The sequence below is a fragment of the Phreatobacter aquiterrae genome, from assembly GCF_053471285.1.
In genome coordinates this window covers 38,270-52,723 of the sequence record NZ_JBJPHW010000013.1, presented here as the reverse complement: position 1 = coordinate 52,723, position 14,454 = coordinate 38,270, and the positions used below count along the sequence as shown (strand labels likewise).

Annotated in this window: 16 protein-coding genes and 1 tRNA gene; 8 read left to right on the top strand and 9 right to left on the bottom strand. The window is 67.7% G+C overall.

Annotated elements, in window-relative coordinates; translation table 11 throughout:
• Window positions 1-19 precede the first annotated feature (19 nt).
• The gene (gene yajC, locus ACJ4V0_RS18125; protein WP_448301005.1) at window positions 20-349 is read right to left on the bottom strand and encodes a preprotein translocase subunit YajC; all 330 of its coding nucleotides are present in this window, start codon (window positions 347-349) and stop codon (window positions 20-22) included.
• Here yajC and ACJ4V0_RS18120 point away from each other — a divergent pair.
• Both ACJ4V0_RS18120 and ACJ4V0_RS18115 read left to right on the top strand, forming a co-directional pair.
• On the top strand, window positions 342-551 hold the full coding sequence (locus ACJ4V0_RS18120; RefSeq protein WP_448301004.1) for a hypothetical protein: 210 nt from the start codon (window positions 342-344) through the stop codon (window positions 549-551). The two genes, yajC and ACJ4V0_RS18120, sit on opposite strands and share 8 nt — an antisense overlap.
• On the top strand, window positions 524-1,432 hold the full coding sequence (locus tag ACJ4V0_RS18115; RefSeq protein WP_448301003.1) for an ATP-binding protein: 909 nt from the start codon (window positions 524-526) through the stop codon (window positions 1,430-1,432). Before ACJ4V0_RS18120 ends, ACJ4V0_RS18115 begins: the two co-directional genes overlap by 28 nt.
• Window positions 1,433-1,558: 126 nt before the next feature.
• On the opposite strand, the gene ACJ4V0_RS18110 is transcribed toward ACJ4V0_RS18115, so the two are convergent.
• The 6 genes from ACJ4V0_RS18110 to ACJ4V0_RS18085 form a co-directional block, all read right to left on the bottom strand.
• A complete protein-coding gene (locus ACJ4V0_RS18110; protein ID WP_448301002.1) occupies window positions 1,559-3,154 on the bottom strand; it encodes a peptidoglycan DD-metalloendopeptidase family protein in 1,596 nt (531 codons plus the stop codon).
• A 94-nt stretch (window positions 3,155-3,248) separates the two neighbouring features.
• Entirely contained in the window at window positions 3,249-3,896 is a 648-nt protein-coding gene (locus tag ACJ4V0_RS18105; protein ID WP_448301001.1) for a protein-L-isoaspartate O-methyltransferase family protein, read from the bottom strand.
• Between the two features lie 9 nt (window positions 3,897-3,905).
• Window positions 3,906-4,688, bottom strand: coding sequence for a 5'/3'-nucleotidase SurE (surE, locus tag ACJ4V0_RS18100; RefSeq protein ID WP_448301000.1), 783 nt, complete (start codon window positions 4,686-4,688; stop codon window positions 3,906-3,908).
• Complete coding sequence (gene serS / locus ACJ4V0_RS18095; RefSeq protein ID WP_448301076.1) at window positions 4,688-5,977, bottom strand: serine--tRNA ligase; 1,290 nt, start codon at window positions 5,975-5,977, stop codon at window positions 4,688-4,690. Before serS ends, surE begins: the two co-directional genes overlap by 1 nt.
• 117 nt (window positions 5,978-6,094) lie before the next feature.
• Entirely contained in the window at window positions 6,095-6,784 is a 690-nt protein-coding gene (locus tag ACJ4V0_RS18090) for a DUF1045 domain-containing protein (protein WP_448300999.1), read from the bottom strand.
• A 39-nt stretch (window positions 6,785-6,823) separates the two neighbouring features.
• The gene (locus tag ACJ4V0_RS18085; protein ID WP_448300998.1) at window positions 6,824-7,693 is read right to left on the bottom strand and encodes a lysozyme inhibitor LprI family protein; all 870 of its coding nucleotides are present in this window, start codon (window positions 7,691-7,693) and stop codon (window positions 6,824-6,826) included.
• A gap of 162 nt (window positions 7,694-7,855) precedes the next feature.
• On the opposite strand from ACJ4V0_RS18085, the gene mnmA reads away from it, so the two are divergent.
• Both mnmA and ACJ4V0_RS18075 read left to right on the top strand, forming a co-directional pair.
• Window positions 7,856-9,025 (top strand): tRNA 2-thiouridine(34) synthase MnmA, encoded by a 1,170-nt coding sequence (gene mnmA / locus ACJ4V0_RS18080; protein ID WP_448300997.1) that lies wholly within the window; start codon window positions 7,856-7,858, stop codon window positions 9,023-9,025.
• An 11-nt stretch (window positions 9,026-9,036) separates the two neighbouring features.
• A complete protein-coding gene (locus ACJ4V0_RS18075; protein ID WP_448300996.1) occupies window positions 9,037-9,666 on the top strand; it encodes a class I SAM-dependent methyltransferase in 630 nt (209 codons plus the stop codon).
• Window positions 9,667-9,675: 9 nt separating this feature from the next.
• Here ACJ4V0_RS18075 and ACJ4V0_RS18070 read toward each other — a convergent pair whose 3' ends face one another.
• Window positions 9,676-10,002 (bottom strand): hypothetical protein, encoded by a 327-nt coding sequence (locus tag ACJ4V0_RS18070; RefSeq protein WP_448300995.1) that lies wholly within the window; start codon window positions 10,000-10,002, stop codon window positions 9,676-9,678.
• A 202-nt stretch (window positions 10,003-10,204) separates the two neighbouring features.
• Between ACJ4V0_RS18070 and ACJ4V0_RS18065 the strand changes: the two genes are divergently transcribed.
• Window positions 10,205-10,281: transfer RNA gene (locus ACJ4V0_RS18065), tRNA-Met, on the top strand.
• Between the two features lie 58 nt (window positions 10,282-10,339).
• Here the strand turns inward: ACJ4V0_RS18065 and ACJ4V0_RS18060 are convergent.
• The gene (locus ACJ4V0_RS18060) at window positions 10,340-11,602 is read right to left on the bottom strand and encodes a GGDEF domain-containing protein (RefSeq protein WP_448300994.1); all 1,263 of its coding nucleotides are present in this window, start codon (window positions 11,600-11,602) and stop codon (window positions 10,340-10,342) included.
• Between the two features lie 483 nt (window positions 11,603-12,085).
• On the opposite strand from ACJ4V0_RS18060, the gene ACJ4V0_RS18055 reads away from it, so the two are divergent.
• The 3 genes from ACJ4V0_RS18055 to ACJ4V0_RS18045 are packed head-to-tail and all read left to right on the top strand — an operon-like array spanning window position 12,086 to window position 14,454.
• Complete coding sequence (locus tag ACJ4V0_RS18055) at window positions 12,086-12,337, top strand: acyl carrier protein (RefSeq protein ID WP_448300993.1); 252 nt, start codon at window positions 12,086-12,088, stop codon at window positions 12,335-12,337.
• 2 nt (window positions 12,338-12,339) lie between these two features.
• Window positions 12,340-13,533: an acyl-CoA dehydrogenase family protein gene (locus tag ACJ4V0_RS18050; RefSeq protein ID WP_448300992.1), complete on the top strand. Its 1,194-nt coding sequence runs from the start codon at window positions 12,340-12,342 to the stop codon at window positions 13,531-13,533.
• Window positions 13,534-13,536: 3 nt separating this feature from the next.
• Window positions 13,537-14,454: an amino acid--[acyl-carrier-protein] ligase gene (locus tag ACJ4V0_RS18045; RefSeq protein ID WP_448300991.1), complete on the top strand. Its 918-nt coding sequence runs from the start codon at window positions 13,537-13,539 to the stop codon at window positions 14,452-14,454.

The window sequence follows — 14,454 nt, the reverse complement described above, 5'->3', positions numbered from 1 at the left end:
CGTCAGCGGCCCGGATGCATCACTTCTCGTCGGCCGGTTCGCTCTTCGAGCGCAGGTCGGAAACGAACTGCTTGGCGGCGCGAATCCGCACGTTGTCGGCAATCTCCAGCTCGATCGTCGAATCGTCGATCACCTTGGTGATGCGGCCGATCACGCCGCCGGAGAGAGTAACCTGATCGCCGCGGCGCAGGCTCCCGATCATCTCCTGATGCGTCTTCACCTTCTTCTGCTGCGGGCGCAGGATCAGGAAATACATGATGATGAAGATCAGCACGAAGGGCAGCATCGACATCAGGATGTCGTTGGAGCCGCCCGCACCGGTCTGCGCGAAGGCCGGAGTGATGAACATGAAGGTTCCTCTTGGAGATTTCCCGTGGCGGAAGCGCAACGGAACGGATTTCGGCGCGGACTATAGCCAGCAAGGCGTCGAATGCAACGATGCCTTGGCCGGCGCGAAAAGCCATGTAAGCCGCGCGCGGCTTTTGTTCCAGTGGCCGGATTGCCTCATGCGGCACGCTGGTGCATGGGACGGGCAAAGTCCGCTGGAGTGACGCCTTTGTCCCAAGCCCTCGACCCGGTCGTGCTCGAACGTATCGCAGCCGCCCTCGAACGCCTGGCGCCGCCCGTGCCCCGCGTCCCCGATCTCGCCGCGGCCGATGCCTTCGTGTGGAACCCGCAGGAACCCCGCCTCGATCCCGTGCCGAAGGTCAATCGCGTCAAGATGGTCCTGCTGCGCGGCATCGACCGGGCCCGCGATACCCTGATCGAGAACACCCGACGTTTCGCCGAGGGCCTTCCCGCCAACAACGCCCTGCTGTGGGGCGCCCGCGGCATGGGCAAGTCGTCGCTGGTCAAGGCCGCCCACGCCACCGTCAACGCCGACCTTACCCGTGCCGGCAAGCCCGCGGTCCTGAAGCTCGTCGAGATCCACCGCGAGGATATCGAGAGCCTGCCGCAGCTCATGACCATGGTCCGCGCGACCGGATACCGCTTCATCGTCTTCTGCGACGACCTGTCCTTCGACCATGACGACACGTCCTACAAGTCGCTGAAGGCCGTGCTCGAAGGCGGCATCGAGGGCCGCCCGGACAATGTGATCTTCTACGCCACGTCGAACCGCCGGCACCTCCTGCCGCGCGACATGATGGAGAACGAGCGCTCGACCTCGATCAATCCCGGCGAGGCCGTCGAGGAAAAGGTGTCGCTCTCGGACCGGTTCGGTCTCTGGCTCGGCTTTCACAAATGCAGCCAGGACGAATACCTCGCCATGGTCTTCGGCTACGTCGACCATTTCCGCCTGACGGCCGACGGGGATGTGGTGCGCGCAGAGGCGCTTGAGTGGGCGACGACGCGCGGATCGCGCTCGGGCCGCGTCGCCTGGCAATTCGTCCAGGAACTGGCTGGCCGGCTTGGCGTCCGGCTCGACGGCTGATCGGAAAGGAAGTGGGGCGGCACCGCCGTGCCGCCCCTGAAATGACCGGTCCCTTGGAGGTCGCAGGAGAGGACCGATCGACTATCCGGCCCGGCAATACCGGGAAACTCGGGTGGTTGCGGGGCGTCAGTTCGCCCCGAGGAAGGTCATCGGATCGACCGGCGTTGCACCACGGCGGATCTCGAAATGCAGCTGCGGCGAGGACACGTTGCCGGTCTGGCCGGCCGCAGCGATCGTCTGCCCCCGCCTCACCTGCTCGCCGCGCCGGACCGCAATCGACGAATTGTGGGCATAGGCGGTGACGAAGCCGTTGGCATGGCGCACCAGGACGAGGTTGCCGTAGCCCCGGAGCTCGTTGCCGGCATAGGCGACGACACCGTCTTCCGCCGCCTTGATCGGGGTGCCCTGCGGCACCGACAGCTTGATGCCGTCATTGCTGCCGGCGCGGAAGCTGGAGACGACGCGCCCGCGGACGGGCCAGCGGAACTGCGGCTCGGCCGATGCGGCGCGTGCCGGCGCCTCGGCAGTTGCCGACGCTTCGGCAGCGGCCTGGACCGGCGCGGGCGCTGGAGTGCTCTGCTGCGCAGCCAGAGCCGGTTGCGCGGGCGGGATCGCCGCGGTCGGCTGCGGATCGGCCTGCCGGCCAGCCGGTGTCGACTGAGCCTGCGCCACGGCGCGCTGGGCCTGCTCGCGGCGAGCCGCAGGAGCGGGAGTGGCGGAGGGCTCGACCGAGAGCTGGCGCGACGATGTTGCGGCAGCCTGCGCCGACGGGATCTGCAGGATCTGTCCCGTGCGCAGTGACTGCGTCGGCTGGAGCCTGTTCGCGGTGGCGAGTTGCTGACGGGAAATGCCGTAGCGACGCGCGACACCTGCGAGCGTCTCGCCACCGGTGACGGTATGAGTGCCCGAGCGGGTCGCAGTGCGCGTCGGGACCGACGCGGGAGCCGGTGACGCTGCCGATGGCTGTGCGCCGGGCTGCCAGTTCATGCGACCTGGCTGCTGCGTCGGGGTCGCAGCGGCGGTGCGTTGCGGAGTTGAGGTTATGGCCTGAGTCTGCACGCGGCGCGGCTGGTCAGGAGTCGCAACCGGCTGCCGCACGAGGTCGGAACCACCGCTGCGGGCAGGCTGAGGCGCAGAAGCACCAGCGAGCGAGTAGGTCGGGATCACGACGTTCTGACCCGCCGAAAAGGGCTGGTTGCCACTGATGCCGTTGGCCTGCGCGATCGCATTCGCCGGTACGCCGTAGCGGCGGGAGAGAGCCTCGGGCGTGTCGCCCTGGGCTGCGCGGATCGTAGTGCCGCCGGTGGCCGACCAGCCGCCGCGACCGGAACCGGCCGGACCGCCGGACGTCGTCTGGCCCATGGCCATCTGCCGCACCGCGGGCGTGTTGGGGCTCGACGAGCCGAAGCCCTGTCGGGGCGTGACGGTGCCCGTCGTCAGGCCGGGGTCACCTCCCTGGCCGAACGGCGAGCCGCCGCCCTGCGCCGTCGCCGCGGGAGGCGGAGACGGTACGACGAAGTCGCGTGCCGGCAGAGGCTGCGAGTCCACCTGCGCGACGGGCGCGGCCTGAACCTGCTGCGGCGCCGAGGCGCTGGCAACCTGCCGGGTGCTGAAGGGATTGTCGTCGAAGCGCGCCACATCGGAGCTGCACGCAGCGCCAAGGCTCGAAACCGCGAAGACGAGGACTGCCCGGGACAAGCCGGAGAACGCACGAGGACGCATGGCTACTCTCACGCGGTACGCAACAAGTGACGACCCGATTTATGACCTGTTCAGGTTAAGGTTCGGTTGTCATCCCGCGAAAATATCGCGGAACTCAAAGACGCCGGGCCACCCCGTGAACGGCCGGATCGACTTGCGCGACGGCAAAGGCCGTCCGTCGTGCGGGGCTGTCCGCCTTGTCCGTCCGTACCACCACGCCGGCCGTCAGTGGGGTCACCATGATGCCGTCGGGCGCGAGTTGGGCGAGCAGATGCGGCGGCGGATCGGACACTGCGCAGGTCAGCAGGATGCGGTCATAAGGCGCGCGGGTCAGGTGTCCCTCATAGCCGTCCCCGAAGATCGTCTCCACCATGTCATAGCCGAGGGAGCGCAGGCGCGCGTGCGCGGCATCGGCGAGCGTCCGCCATCGCTCGACGGTGACGACGCTGGCCGCGAGCCGCCCGAGAACGGCGGCGGCATAGCCCGAACCCGTCCCGATATGGAGGACGCGATGCTCCGGCGCGACGTCCAGGGCCTCGATCATGGCCGCCTGCAGGGTCGGACGCAGGATGGTCTGCCCCATGCCGATCGGCAGCGCGACGTCCTCGTCGGCCAGGGGGAAATGGCGCTCCTCGAGGAACGGCACTCGCGGCACCTGTTCCATCGCCCGCAGGACGCGCCGGTCGCTGAGACCTGACTGGCGGAGCATCAGCACGAATTCCGCGGCCGCCAGGAAATGCTCCGGTCCGGGCGCGGCGTTCATGACCGGGCCTCAGGAGCCGGGTGCGCGGTCGCCGGCGAAAACGGCGGCGAGCCGGGTCATCGACGGTTCGTCGGTCATGTTGATCTCGAGCGGCGTCACCGAGATATAGCCCTCGGACAGGGCCCAAAGGTCGGTGCCGTTCTCGATCCGGTGGCGGTTCCGCACGAAGGCGATCCAGTAATAGGGATTGCCACGCCCGTCATGACGCGGATCGATCGTGAGAATCTCCTGGTCCCTGCGGCCCTGCGCCGTCACCTGGACGCCGCGCACCTGATCCGGGCTGCGATTGGGAAAGTTCAGATTGATCAGCGATCCTGAGCGGATTCCCTCCTCGAGGATAGTCCGGATGATGCCGGGCGCGTGGGCCTCGGCCGTCTCATAGGGCACCTGGTGGCGGCTCTCGGGACCATAGGCCTGAGACAGGGCGACGGAGGGAATGCCGAGGATCGTGCCTTCCATGGCACCGGCGATCGTCCCCGAATAGCCGACGTCCTCGGCGACGTTCTGGCCGCGGTTGACACCGGACAGCACCAGATCCGGCGGATCGCCGGCCATGATGTGCTTCACGGCCATGATCACGCAGTCTGTCGGCGTTCCCTTGACCGCAAAGCGCTGCTCGGACACCTCGCGCAGGCGCAGCGGGTCGTTCAGAGAGAGCGAGTGCGAAACGCCCGACTGATCGGTCTCGGGGGCCACCACCCAGACGTCGTCGGACAACGACCGGGCGATGCGTTCCGCCGCCAGCAGGCCCGGCGCGTGAATACCGTCGTCATTGGTGACCAGAATGCGCATCAGGCTTTCTCGATGAGGGTGAGGCCGCCCATGTAGGGCTGGAGGACGGACGGCACCGCGATGGCGCCGCCTTCCTGCTGATAGGTTTCCATGACCGCGATCAGCGCCCGGCCGACGGCCGTACCCGAGCCGTTCAGCGTGTGGACGAACTGCGGCGCCGGCTGCTTGCTGTCGGTCGCTTTCGGCCGGTAGCGCGCGTTCATGCGGCGCGCCTGGAAATCCCCGCAGACCGAGCAGGACGAAATCTCGCGGAAGGCCTTCTGTCCCGGCAGCCAGACTTCGATGTCGTAGGTCTTGCGCGCAGAGAAGCCCATGTCGCCGGTGCAGAGGGTGACGACCCTATAGTGCAGGTCGAGGCGCTTCAGCACCTCCTCGGCGCAGGCCAGCATGCGCTCATGCTCGTCGGCCGATTGCTCGGGCGCCGTGACGGAGACGAGTTCGACTTTGAGGAACTGGTGCTGGCGCAGCATGCCGCGGGTGTCGCGGCCGGCCGCTCCCGCCTCCGAGCGGAAGCACTGGGTGGCGGCGGTCAGGCGCAGCGGCAGGACGTCCTCGGCGACGATCTCCTGCGCGACGAGATTGGTCAGCGTCACCTCGGCCGTCGGGGTGAGCCAGAGCCCTTCACGGGTGACGAACATGTCCTCGGCCGCCTTGGGCAACTGCCCCGTGCCATAGACGGCGGCGTCCTTGACCAGCACCGGCGGATTAATCTCGCTATAGCCGTGGACGTCGGTGTGCAGGTCGAGCATGAACTGCGACAAGGCGCGCTCCATGCGGGCGAGACGCCTCTTGAGCACCACGAAACGGGCGCCGGAGAGCTTGGCCGCCACCTCGAAGTCCATCTCGCCCAGCGCTTCGCCGAGTTCAAAATGCTCCTTCGCACCGGCGATCACACGCGGCGCGCCGAAGCGGTGACGTTCGACATTGCCGCTCTCGTCCGGTCCGACGGGCACTTCGGCAAGCGGCAGGTTCGGGATGACCTCGAGCGCTACCGTCAGATCGGCGCTCGCCTTCTTCTCGGTCGCCTCGGCCTCAGCCATCCTGTCCTTCAGCGCCGCGACCTCAGCCTTCAGTGCATCGGCTCGGGGGCCGTCCTTGGCGGCCATGGCCTGGCCGATCTCCTTGGAGGCGGCGTTGCGCCGCTCCTGCGCCGACTGCAGCACGCCAACGGCGGCCTTTCGGGCATCGTCGAGCGCGATCAGCGTCGCGGACAGCGGATCGCGCCCGCGCGCTGCGAGCCCAGCGTCGAAGGCTTCGGCATTGTCCCGGATCCAGCGGATGTCATGCATGGTCGTCTCGCAGGCTGCGGCTGGAAGCTCCATGGTGGAGCAACCGCCCCAGCGGCTTAAGCGAGGGGCATCGGCAAGGCAAGACGCGATGGAGGCACGCCTCGCGACCGGCGCACGTCACGCGTCGAAAGCGAACCGCGCCAGCACCTCGAAACGGGTGGAACGATCCTTCTGGCGGAACACGCAGAGCCCGTCTATGGGCAGCGGTGCAGCCACCTCTTTATAGGCCGCCGCCAGCCCCGCGCGCACGGCCTCCCGCCGCTCCTCCGGCAGCGAACCGGTCAGGGTCATGTGGAACCGGAAATCCTCGAACACATAGGGGTAGCCCCAGGCGTCGAGTTGGGCGACCTGCCGGTCGCTGAGCGGAGCCTTCAGGCGGCGCGCGCGATCGGCTTCGGTGAGCGAGGCTCGGAAGGCGTCGAAATCGCGCACGCAGCCGGCGGCGAGCGCCGTCAGTTCTGGCGATGCCACCCCCGGCACGAGGGCGACGAACCGCCCGAGAAGCACCACCTCGAGAGCTGGAACGGCGAAGGCCTGCCGCCGCTCGGCAAAGAGCATCGCCGCTTCGAGGAGATCACCCTCCTCCATACCCGCGGCGAGGGAGAACGGTGCCTTGAGCGTGCCGTGGAACCCGTAGCGGCGCGGGTCGTGCGTCAGATCGGCCCAGTCGGCGGCGTCGCAGGGGGGATGGGACGGAAACGGCAGCGCGCGGCCGGCCGCGGCATCATAGCCGATGACGGATGAACCGAAGTGCCAGAGGCGGCTGTCCGGTGACGGGGCGGCATAGAGCGCATAGCGGACTGTCATGCCGCGCGTGTAATGCGGCGGGATGACCGGCTCAAGACATCATTGCAGGCGGTAGCGCGTCCGCAGCCAGCGAATACGCGCCTCGGTCTCGACAACAAGACAGGGACCAACGATGCCGGAATAGATGGAGTTGGCGAAGCGGTTGGGCGTCTCATAGGCCTCGAGAGCGCAGGTCTTGTCGCGCAGGTTCCGCCAGATATCCTGCAGGGCGACGGCCTGCGCCGACCAGTCCGCCCGCTCCGCCGGCGCAAGGTCCGCCCGCCTGCCGATGGCGCCGAGGACGGCGGTAAGGAGTGCTGCAAGTTCGCGGTCGAGCCGGACGACGTGGCGTTCATAGCAAGCCGTCAGCGGCTGGTAGTCGCCCCCTCGGCCCGGATGGCGGCAGAGCGGCTGCGCGCCTTCCGCGGCGATGACCTCGCGGCGGTTCGTCCCGCGCCCTCCTGCGGTGAAGCTCGCTCGCGGAACACCCCCCTCACCGCCGAAGCGGTGGTCGAGGTCCGCGACAATGACGGCGCCAATGGACAGCCGGCAGTCAAGCGCGGCAATCTCGACGGCCGCGGCAGCCATGCGCCGCTCGCGGCCGATGAGTTGTGGCGAGCAAAGGCGTTCGCGCAGGGCGAGCCAGAGATCCAGCACCTTGCCGAGAGATGTCGTCCATTCGGCACGGTCGCCGGCTTCGAGATTGCCGTCCCACCCGGCCACGGCTTGCATGGACCGAGCGCGAACCGCCGCCAGGGCGCCCGTCATGGCGGCATCCGCCGCGGCGAGACACTCCCGGCGCGGCTCAGGGGCAATGCTCGCCGCGCAGGCATGCCCCGCCGCCTGGTTCGGCAGGGACTGCGCCCGCGCGCCGGTCGTCACGCCCGCCAGGAGCAGGCCGATCACCAACAGAATTAGCCGCGGTCGCATGGAAACCCCTCGTCGCTTCACGGAGCGGACGAATGCCGGCTGCAGGTTTCGTTCCGATGCCGGCCGGTGCGCCGTGTCCTTCAAGCGTTGCGGTCCCGAGGGAGCTTTGCGCCAGCGATGCGCCGGCCTATATAGCCCTTGCCAGACGAGAACCCCGCCCAGATGCTGAACAGTCTCGACATCGCCAAGCCGCCGTCGGAAACCCGCGTGGTCGTCGCCATGTCGGGTGGCGTCGATTCGTCGGTGGTCGCGGGCCTCATGGCCGAGCAGGGCTATGATGTCGTCGGCGTGACGCTGCAGCTCTACGACCACGGCGAGGCGATTCACCGCAAGGGCGCCTGCTGCGCCGGCCAGGATATCCACGACGCTCGGCGCGTCGCCGAGCGGCTTGGCATCCCGCACTACGTGCTCGACTACGAGGAGCGCTTCCGCAAGGCGGTGATCGACCGTTTCGCCCAGTCCTATGCCGAGGGCGAGACGCCGATCCCGTGCATCGACTGCAATCGACACGTGAAGTTCACGGACCTTCTCGACACCGCCCGCGACCTCGGCGCCGACGTGCTGGCCACCGGCCACTACGTGTCGAGCCGCCTCGTTCCGTCGGGCAGGCGCGCCCTCTACCGGCCGGCGGACGCCGATCGGGACCAGAGCTATTTCCTCTTCGCCACGACGCCCGACCAACTCGGCCTGCTGCGCTTCCCGCTCGGCGCCATGACCAAGCCGGAGACGCGTGAGCACGCCCGCCGCTTCGGCTTGTCCATCGCCGACAAGGCCGACAGCCAGGATATTTGCTTCGTGCCGACCGGGCGCTACACCGCCATCGTCGAGAAGCTGAAGCCGGAGGCGGCCGAGGCGGGAGACATCGTCCATGTCGACGGACGGGTACTCGGACGCCACGAGGGCGTCATGCGCTTTACTGTCGGCCAGCGGCGGGGCATCGGCATCGCCGCCCATGAGCCGCTCTACGTCGTGGGCCTCGACGCCCGCCGGCGCCAGGTGATCGTCGGTCCGCGCGAGGCGCTCGCAACCCACACCATCACCCTGCGCGATTTCAACTGGCTCGGTGACGCCCTGCCGGCCGACGGCGAGCCCCTCGCCTGCTTCGCCAAGGTGCGATCGACCCGCCCGCCGCGGCCTGCGGTCCTCCGCATCGTCGATGGCGCAGCGGAGATGGAACTCCTCGACGGCGAGGAGGGGGTCGCGCCCGGCCAGGCCTGCGTTCTCTACGACAGCGCGCACGGACCCGCGCGCGTCCTCGGCGGCGGCTTCATCCGCCGCCGCCTTTCACAGGCCGGGGCCGGACCTGCGTCCCGCCTGCAGGCCGCGATCTGAACGGAGTTCCCATGCCGGCTGCCGAGCTCGACGCCCGATCCATCCAGAAGGCCTATGCCCGCTGGGCGCCCATCTACGACCCGCTTTTCGGGCGCATCACCACGACAGGCCGCAAGGCGGCGGTCGCAGCGGCCTCGCGGGTCGGAGGCCGCATCCTGGAGGTCGGCGTCGGCACCGGCATCGCCCTCCCCGACTACGGCGACAACTGCCGCGTCATCGGCCTCGACCTGTCGTACGACATGCTGAAGATCGCCCGCAAGCGCGTCGACGACGGCCTCGCCAATGTCGAGGGCATCCTGCAGATGGATGCCGGCCGCCTCGCCTTCGGCGACACCTCGTTCGACTGCGTCGTGGCCATGTACCTGATCACCGTCGTCCCCGACCCCGAGGGCGTGATGGCGGAGCTCAACCGCGTCTGCAAACCGGGTGGCGAGGTCATCCTCGTCAATCATTTCGCCGCCGAGGGCGGCATCCGCTCCTGGATCGAGAAGGCCGCCGCCCCGTTCGGCGACAAGCTCGGCTGGCACCCGGACTTCTCCTTCGACCGCGTCATGGGCGAAAAGGAGCTGACCATGATCGAGAAGAAACCGGCCGGATTCGGCGGGCTTTTCACGCTGGTGCGGTTCAGGAAAGCCGCCTGACCCCCGATCCTATCGCCGGCGCTGCTGCTGGCGGCGCTGCAGCCACATGAGATAGGCGAGAACGTCCTGCTTCTCATGCTCGAAGAGCCGGAAGGTGGTCATGGGGAAATGGTCCTCGTGCAGCAGGCGGTTGAAATAGGCCTCGTCCCGCCCCGGCCGCCTGACGATCTCCTCGTAGGACGCCGCCATGCCCCGGCGCGGCGGCTGGCCCGCCCTGAGATGGCAGAGGCGGCACCACTCGTCGACCACACGCCGCCCGCGGCTCGGGGCGTCCGTTGCGCCCGCCGGCGCGATCGCCAGCACCAGCACCCCGAGAGCCAGCATCTTCGCGTTCATCGCGTATCCTCCGCGTCATCAGCGACGACACTGCCCGATGTGGGGCATGGGGCCCTTGAGGCGCCTCAAGTCCACGGTCGCACCATCCGCCATGCTCTTTCGCGCCGACGTCGGCGATCTTGCGGAGTGCTTGACACCCCTTTGGCCGGGACCTTATATCCGCGCTCTCGCGGGCCGGTTCGCCGGGTCGCGGCCCTTTTGGGGCGGGGTAGCTCAGTTGGTGAGAGCGCAGGATTCATAACCCTGAGGTCGGCAGTTCGACTCTGCCTCCCGCTACCAAATGGACGACATTCGTTGACCATCCCGCGCGTGCTCCAGCCGCTGTGGGAACGCATGGTCAGGGTTGCGCCAGCTCTGCATCCTCCCCCACCACCCGGTTCCGCCCTTCCCGCTTGGCGACGTAGAGCCGCGCGTCGGCCTTCGCCACGAGGTCGCGGACCCCGGTTCCGTCCTGCGGCGATGCCGCGACGCCGATACTGATGGTCGGCGCCGCATCGAACTCCAGCGCCAGCCGCTGATGGACGGCGAGGCGCATGCGCTCCGCGGCTGCGAGAGCCGCCGCAGGCCCCGTATTCTCGCAGAGAACGACGAACTCCTCGCCGCCATAGCGGAAGATGCGGTCCTCGCCGCGAATCTCCGATCGCACGCAATCGACCACGCGCCGCAGCACCTCGTCGCCGACGACGTGGCCGTAGCGATCGTTGATGCTCTTGAAGTGGTCGATGTCGAGAATCAGCAGGCTGGTTTCCATTCCCGCCGACAGCCCCCGGGCCAGGGTCGGCGCGCCCAGCGCCTCGAAGCGCTCGCGCGTTAGGGCTCCGGTGAGCGCGTCTTGGCTGCTCTTGCCCAGCAGTTCCTCGTATTTGTGCCGGTAGGTGAGCTTGTGGAAGATATCGGACAGGGGTTGCGGCACGGGCTCCGCCGCGTTGCGCTCGAACAGGGTGAGATAGACCCCGATGAGCACCGCATAGGTCGCCGCGGCCCCCATCTTGGCGACCCAGCCGCCGAACAGCGCACTGAGCGGCGTACCCGTTACCAGATGCAGCCCGATGAAGAAGCCCAGTTGGTCGAAGCTCAGGATAACGGCCAGACCCAGAAATGATCGCAGCACGACGGAACGGGGAAACAGACCGCGCAGCTTCTCGTAGAGGAGGATCAGCGCGATGGCGTCGATGAAGAGCAGCGTCGTGCCCCAGACCATCAGCGCGCCCATCTGGTCGATGAGGGCGAGGTCCGGATTGTAGCCGGACAGGGCAACGGGCGGACCGTAGAGGCGCAGCATCGCGACCAGCGCCACCATCAGGAAATTGCCGATCAGCAGGCCGTAGATCGGCTGGCGCACCGTCTCGGCGTCCTCCCGGATGTAGAACATCAGGATGATGGCGAGCTTGCCGGAGAACAGGACCGTCGATCCCGGCGACAACAGACCGAAAGGAAGTTCGATGAAGAAGACCGCGGCCAGATAGGTCTCGAGGAAGTGCATGACGCCGAGCGCGCACAGGAAGGCGCCCAGCCCCATGAGGTGGCGCAGCCTGAACAGGGTCGCCATGACCCCGAAATAGAGGAGCGACTGGGAGAGAAGAAGAACGGTGCCGGACATGGAATGACCAAAAGATCGAGACGTCAGTTGCAAAAGGACAAGGCCAAACGCGGACCTGCTGGCCGACTGCGTGACGACACGGGGGTGGCCCGAACGATCGACGACGACCGGGACTGCCATGCGGTGAGCCGCACCCGTTTTGGCACAGCATGTCCTTAGCAAATGGTTATCCGGGTGTCAGTTGCGGGCGGACCTGCCCCGCAACTGCCGAAAAGCCAACCGATCGCGGCCTCGATCAGGGCCGTTCGGCCTCCTCGCAGCGCGGCACTGTTCCTGCACGACAGGATACCGACATCGCCCTGATGTCCCGGCCGGAGACATCGGCACCGCATCCTTCACGCAGATGAAGTCTTGTGGAGCCAGAACTGCATCCACCGTTACGTCAGGCGGTTAACGCTATCGGTAATCAAACATTGATTGCCTTGGTCAAATGCAACACAAAGATCCTCGGGAACGGGGATCGTCTCAGCTGGAGCGATCCACATGCATAGCGAGATTCGAGAGATCATCGCCCGGACAGTTGAACTGCCGGGGGGGATCGCCGAACTGTCCGACACGGGCGACCTCTACGAGGCCGGGATGACCTCCTTCGGCTCGGTCCAGCTCATGCTGGCCCTGGAAGAGGCCTTCGACGTCGAGTTCCCCGAGCGGATGCTCAACCGCCGCCTGTTCTCCTCCATCGCGACCATCAACGCCGCCCTGGAAGAACTGCGCTCCGAGAAGGTCGGGGGCTGATCATGCTGGACCGGTCGGAACTGGGCGGAGCCTCGCGCACCGCAAACCTCGTTGCCCGCGCCAAAAAGGTGGCGGACGTCGCTGTCGCCCACGCCGATGCCGTGGACCGCGAGGCGCGCTTTCCCCTGGAGGCCGTCAACGCCATGCGGGCAGAGCGCCTGCTCGGCATCATGATTCCGACCCACCTGGGGGGCGAGGGCGCCGACTTCGGCGAGATCGCCCAGCTCTGCGCCACGCTCGGCGCCGCCTGCTCGGCCGCTGGCATGGTCTTCGCCATGCACCAGATCAAGGTGTCCAGCCTCGTGCATCACGGGCAAGACAGCGACTGGCACCGCGACTTCATGCAGCGGCTCGCCGGCGACCAGCTTCTGCTCGGCTCCGCCACCACCGAGGCGGGCATCGGCGGCGACCTGCGCAACTCGATCTGCTCCATCGTGCCGGACGGCGACCTGGTCTCGATCGAGAAAGACGCGACCGTCATCTCCTACGGGCTCGATGCCGACGCCATCCTCGCCACCGCCCGCCGCGCGCCGGACGCTGCATCCTCCGACCAGATGATGATCGTCATCGAGAAAGCGCAGGCCGGCCTCGTCCAGACGTCGGTCTGGGACACGCTCGGCATGCGCGGCACCACCTCGCACGGCTTCAAGCTGTCGGCGAAGGTGCCGGCAGCGCAGGTTTTCCCCAAGCCCTTCGCCGAGATCGCCGCGCAGTCCATGCTGGCAAGCTCGCACCTCTTCTGGGCCTCGCTCTGGTTCGGCATCGCCGGCTCCGCGCTGTCCAAGGCGCAGGCGAGCGTGCGCGCCGCCGCCCGCCGCATGCCGAACGCCGTGCCGCCCGGCGCCGCACGCCTCGCTGCGGCTGCCGCCGAACTGGCGGCGCTCAAGACGATTGTCCGCGACGGCATCGCCCGCTTCGAGGCCGCGCGCCATGACGAGGAAGCCATCAACGCCATGGCCTTCGCCGTCGCCATGAACGCGGTGAAGGTCGAGGCCTCGCGCCGCGCCGTTGCCATCGTCCAGGAGGCGCTGACCATCATCGGCATCCAGGGCTACAAGAACGACAATCCGCTCTCCGTCGGCCGCCAGCTGCGCGACATCCTGTCGGCGCCGCTGATGATCGCCAACGACCGCATCCTCGCCAACACCGCGACCATGCTCCTCATGTCGCGTCTCGACACCGACCTGGAGGACTGAGACATGCTCGCCAAGACCGGCACCACGACCTTCCTCGACGAACTCTTCGACCAGGGCCTGCTGATCGAGACCGGTGTCGACGGCCTCTATGGCCGCTCCGGCCTGTTCGAGGCCATCGGCGACGGCTTCCAGAATCTCGTGACGCGTTATGGCGCGGCCGACGAGCCGGAAGTGGTGCGCTTTCCCCCGGCCATGTCGCGGTCGGTCTTCGAGCAGTCGGGCTACATGAAGAGCTTCCCGCAGCTCGCAGGCACCGTGCATTGCTTCTGCGGCAGCCCGGCCGATCACGTCAGCCTGCTGCAGACCATCGAGCAGAAGGGCGACTGGACCGAGGGCCAGAAGGCGAGCGAGATCGTCCTCACCCCGGCCGCCTGCTATCCGCTCTATCCCACCGCTGCGAAGCGCGGCACTCTGCCCGCCGAGGGCCGCCTCTTCGACCTCCTCTCCTACTGCTTCCGTCATGAGCCGTCGAAGGATCCTGCCCGCCAGCAATTCTTCCGCATGCGCGAGTTCGTCCGCATGGGCACGCCGGATCAGGTGACCGAATTCCGCGCCGCCTGGCTGGAGCGCGGCCAAGCCATGGTCGGCGAACTCGGCCTGCCCTTCGCCGTGGACGTTGCCAACGATCCCTTCTTCGGCCGGACGGGCAAGATGCTGGCCGTGAACCAGCGCGACCAGCGCCTGAAGTTCGAGTTGCTCATCGCCATTGAGAGCGAGGAGAACCCGACGGCCTGCCTGTCGTTCAACTATCACCAGGACCATTTCGGCAAGACCTTCGGCTTGACCACCGAGGGCGACGAGGTGGCGCACACCGCCTGCGTCGGCTTCGGCCACGAGCGGGTGATTCTGGCGCTGCTGAAGCACTACGGCACCAACGTGAAGCGCTGGCCGGCCTCGGTGCGCCAGTCGCTGGGGCTCTGA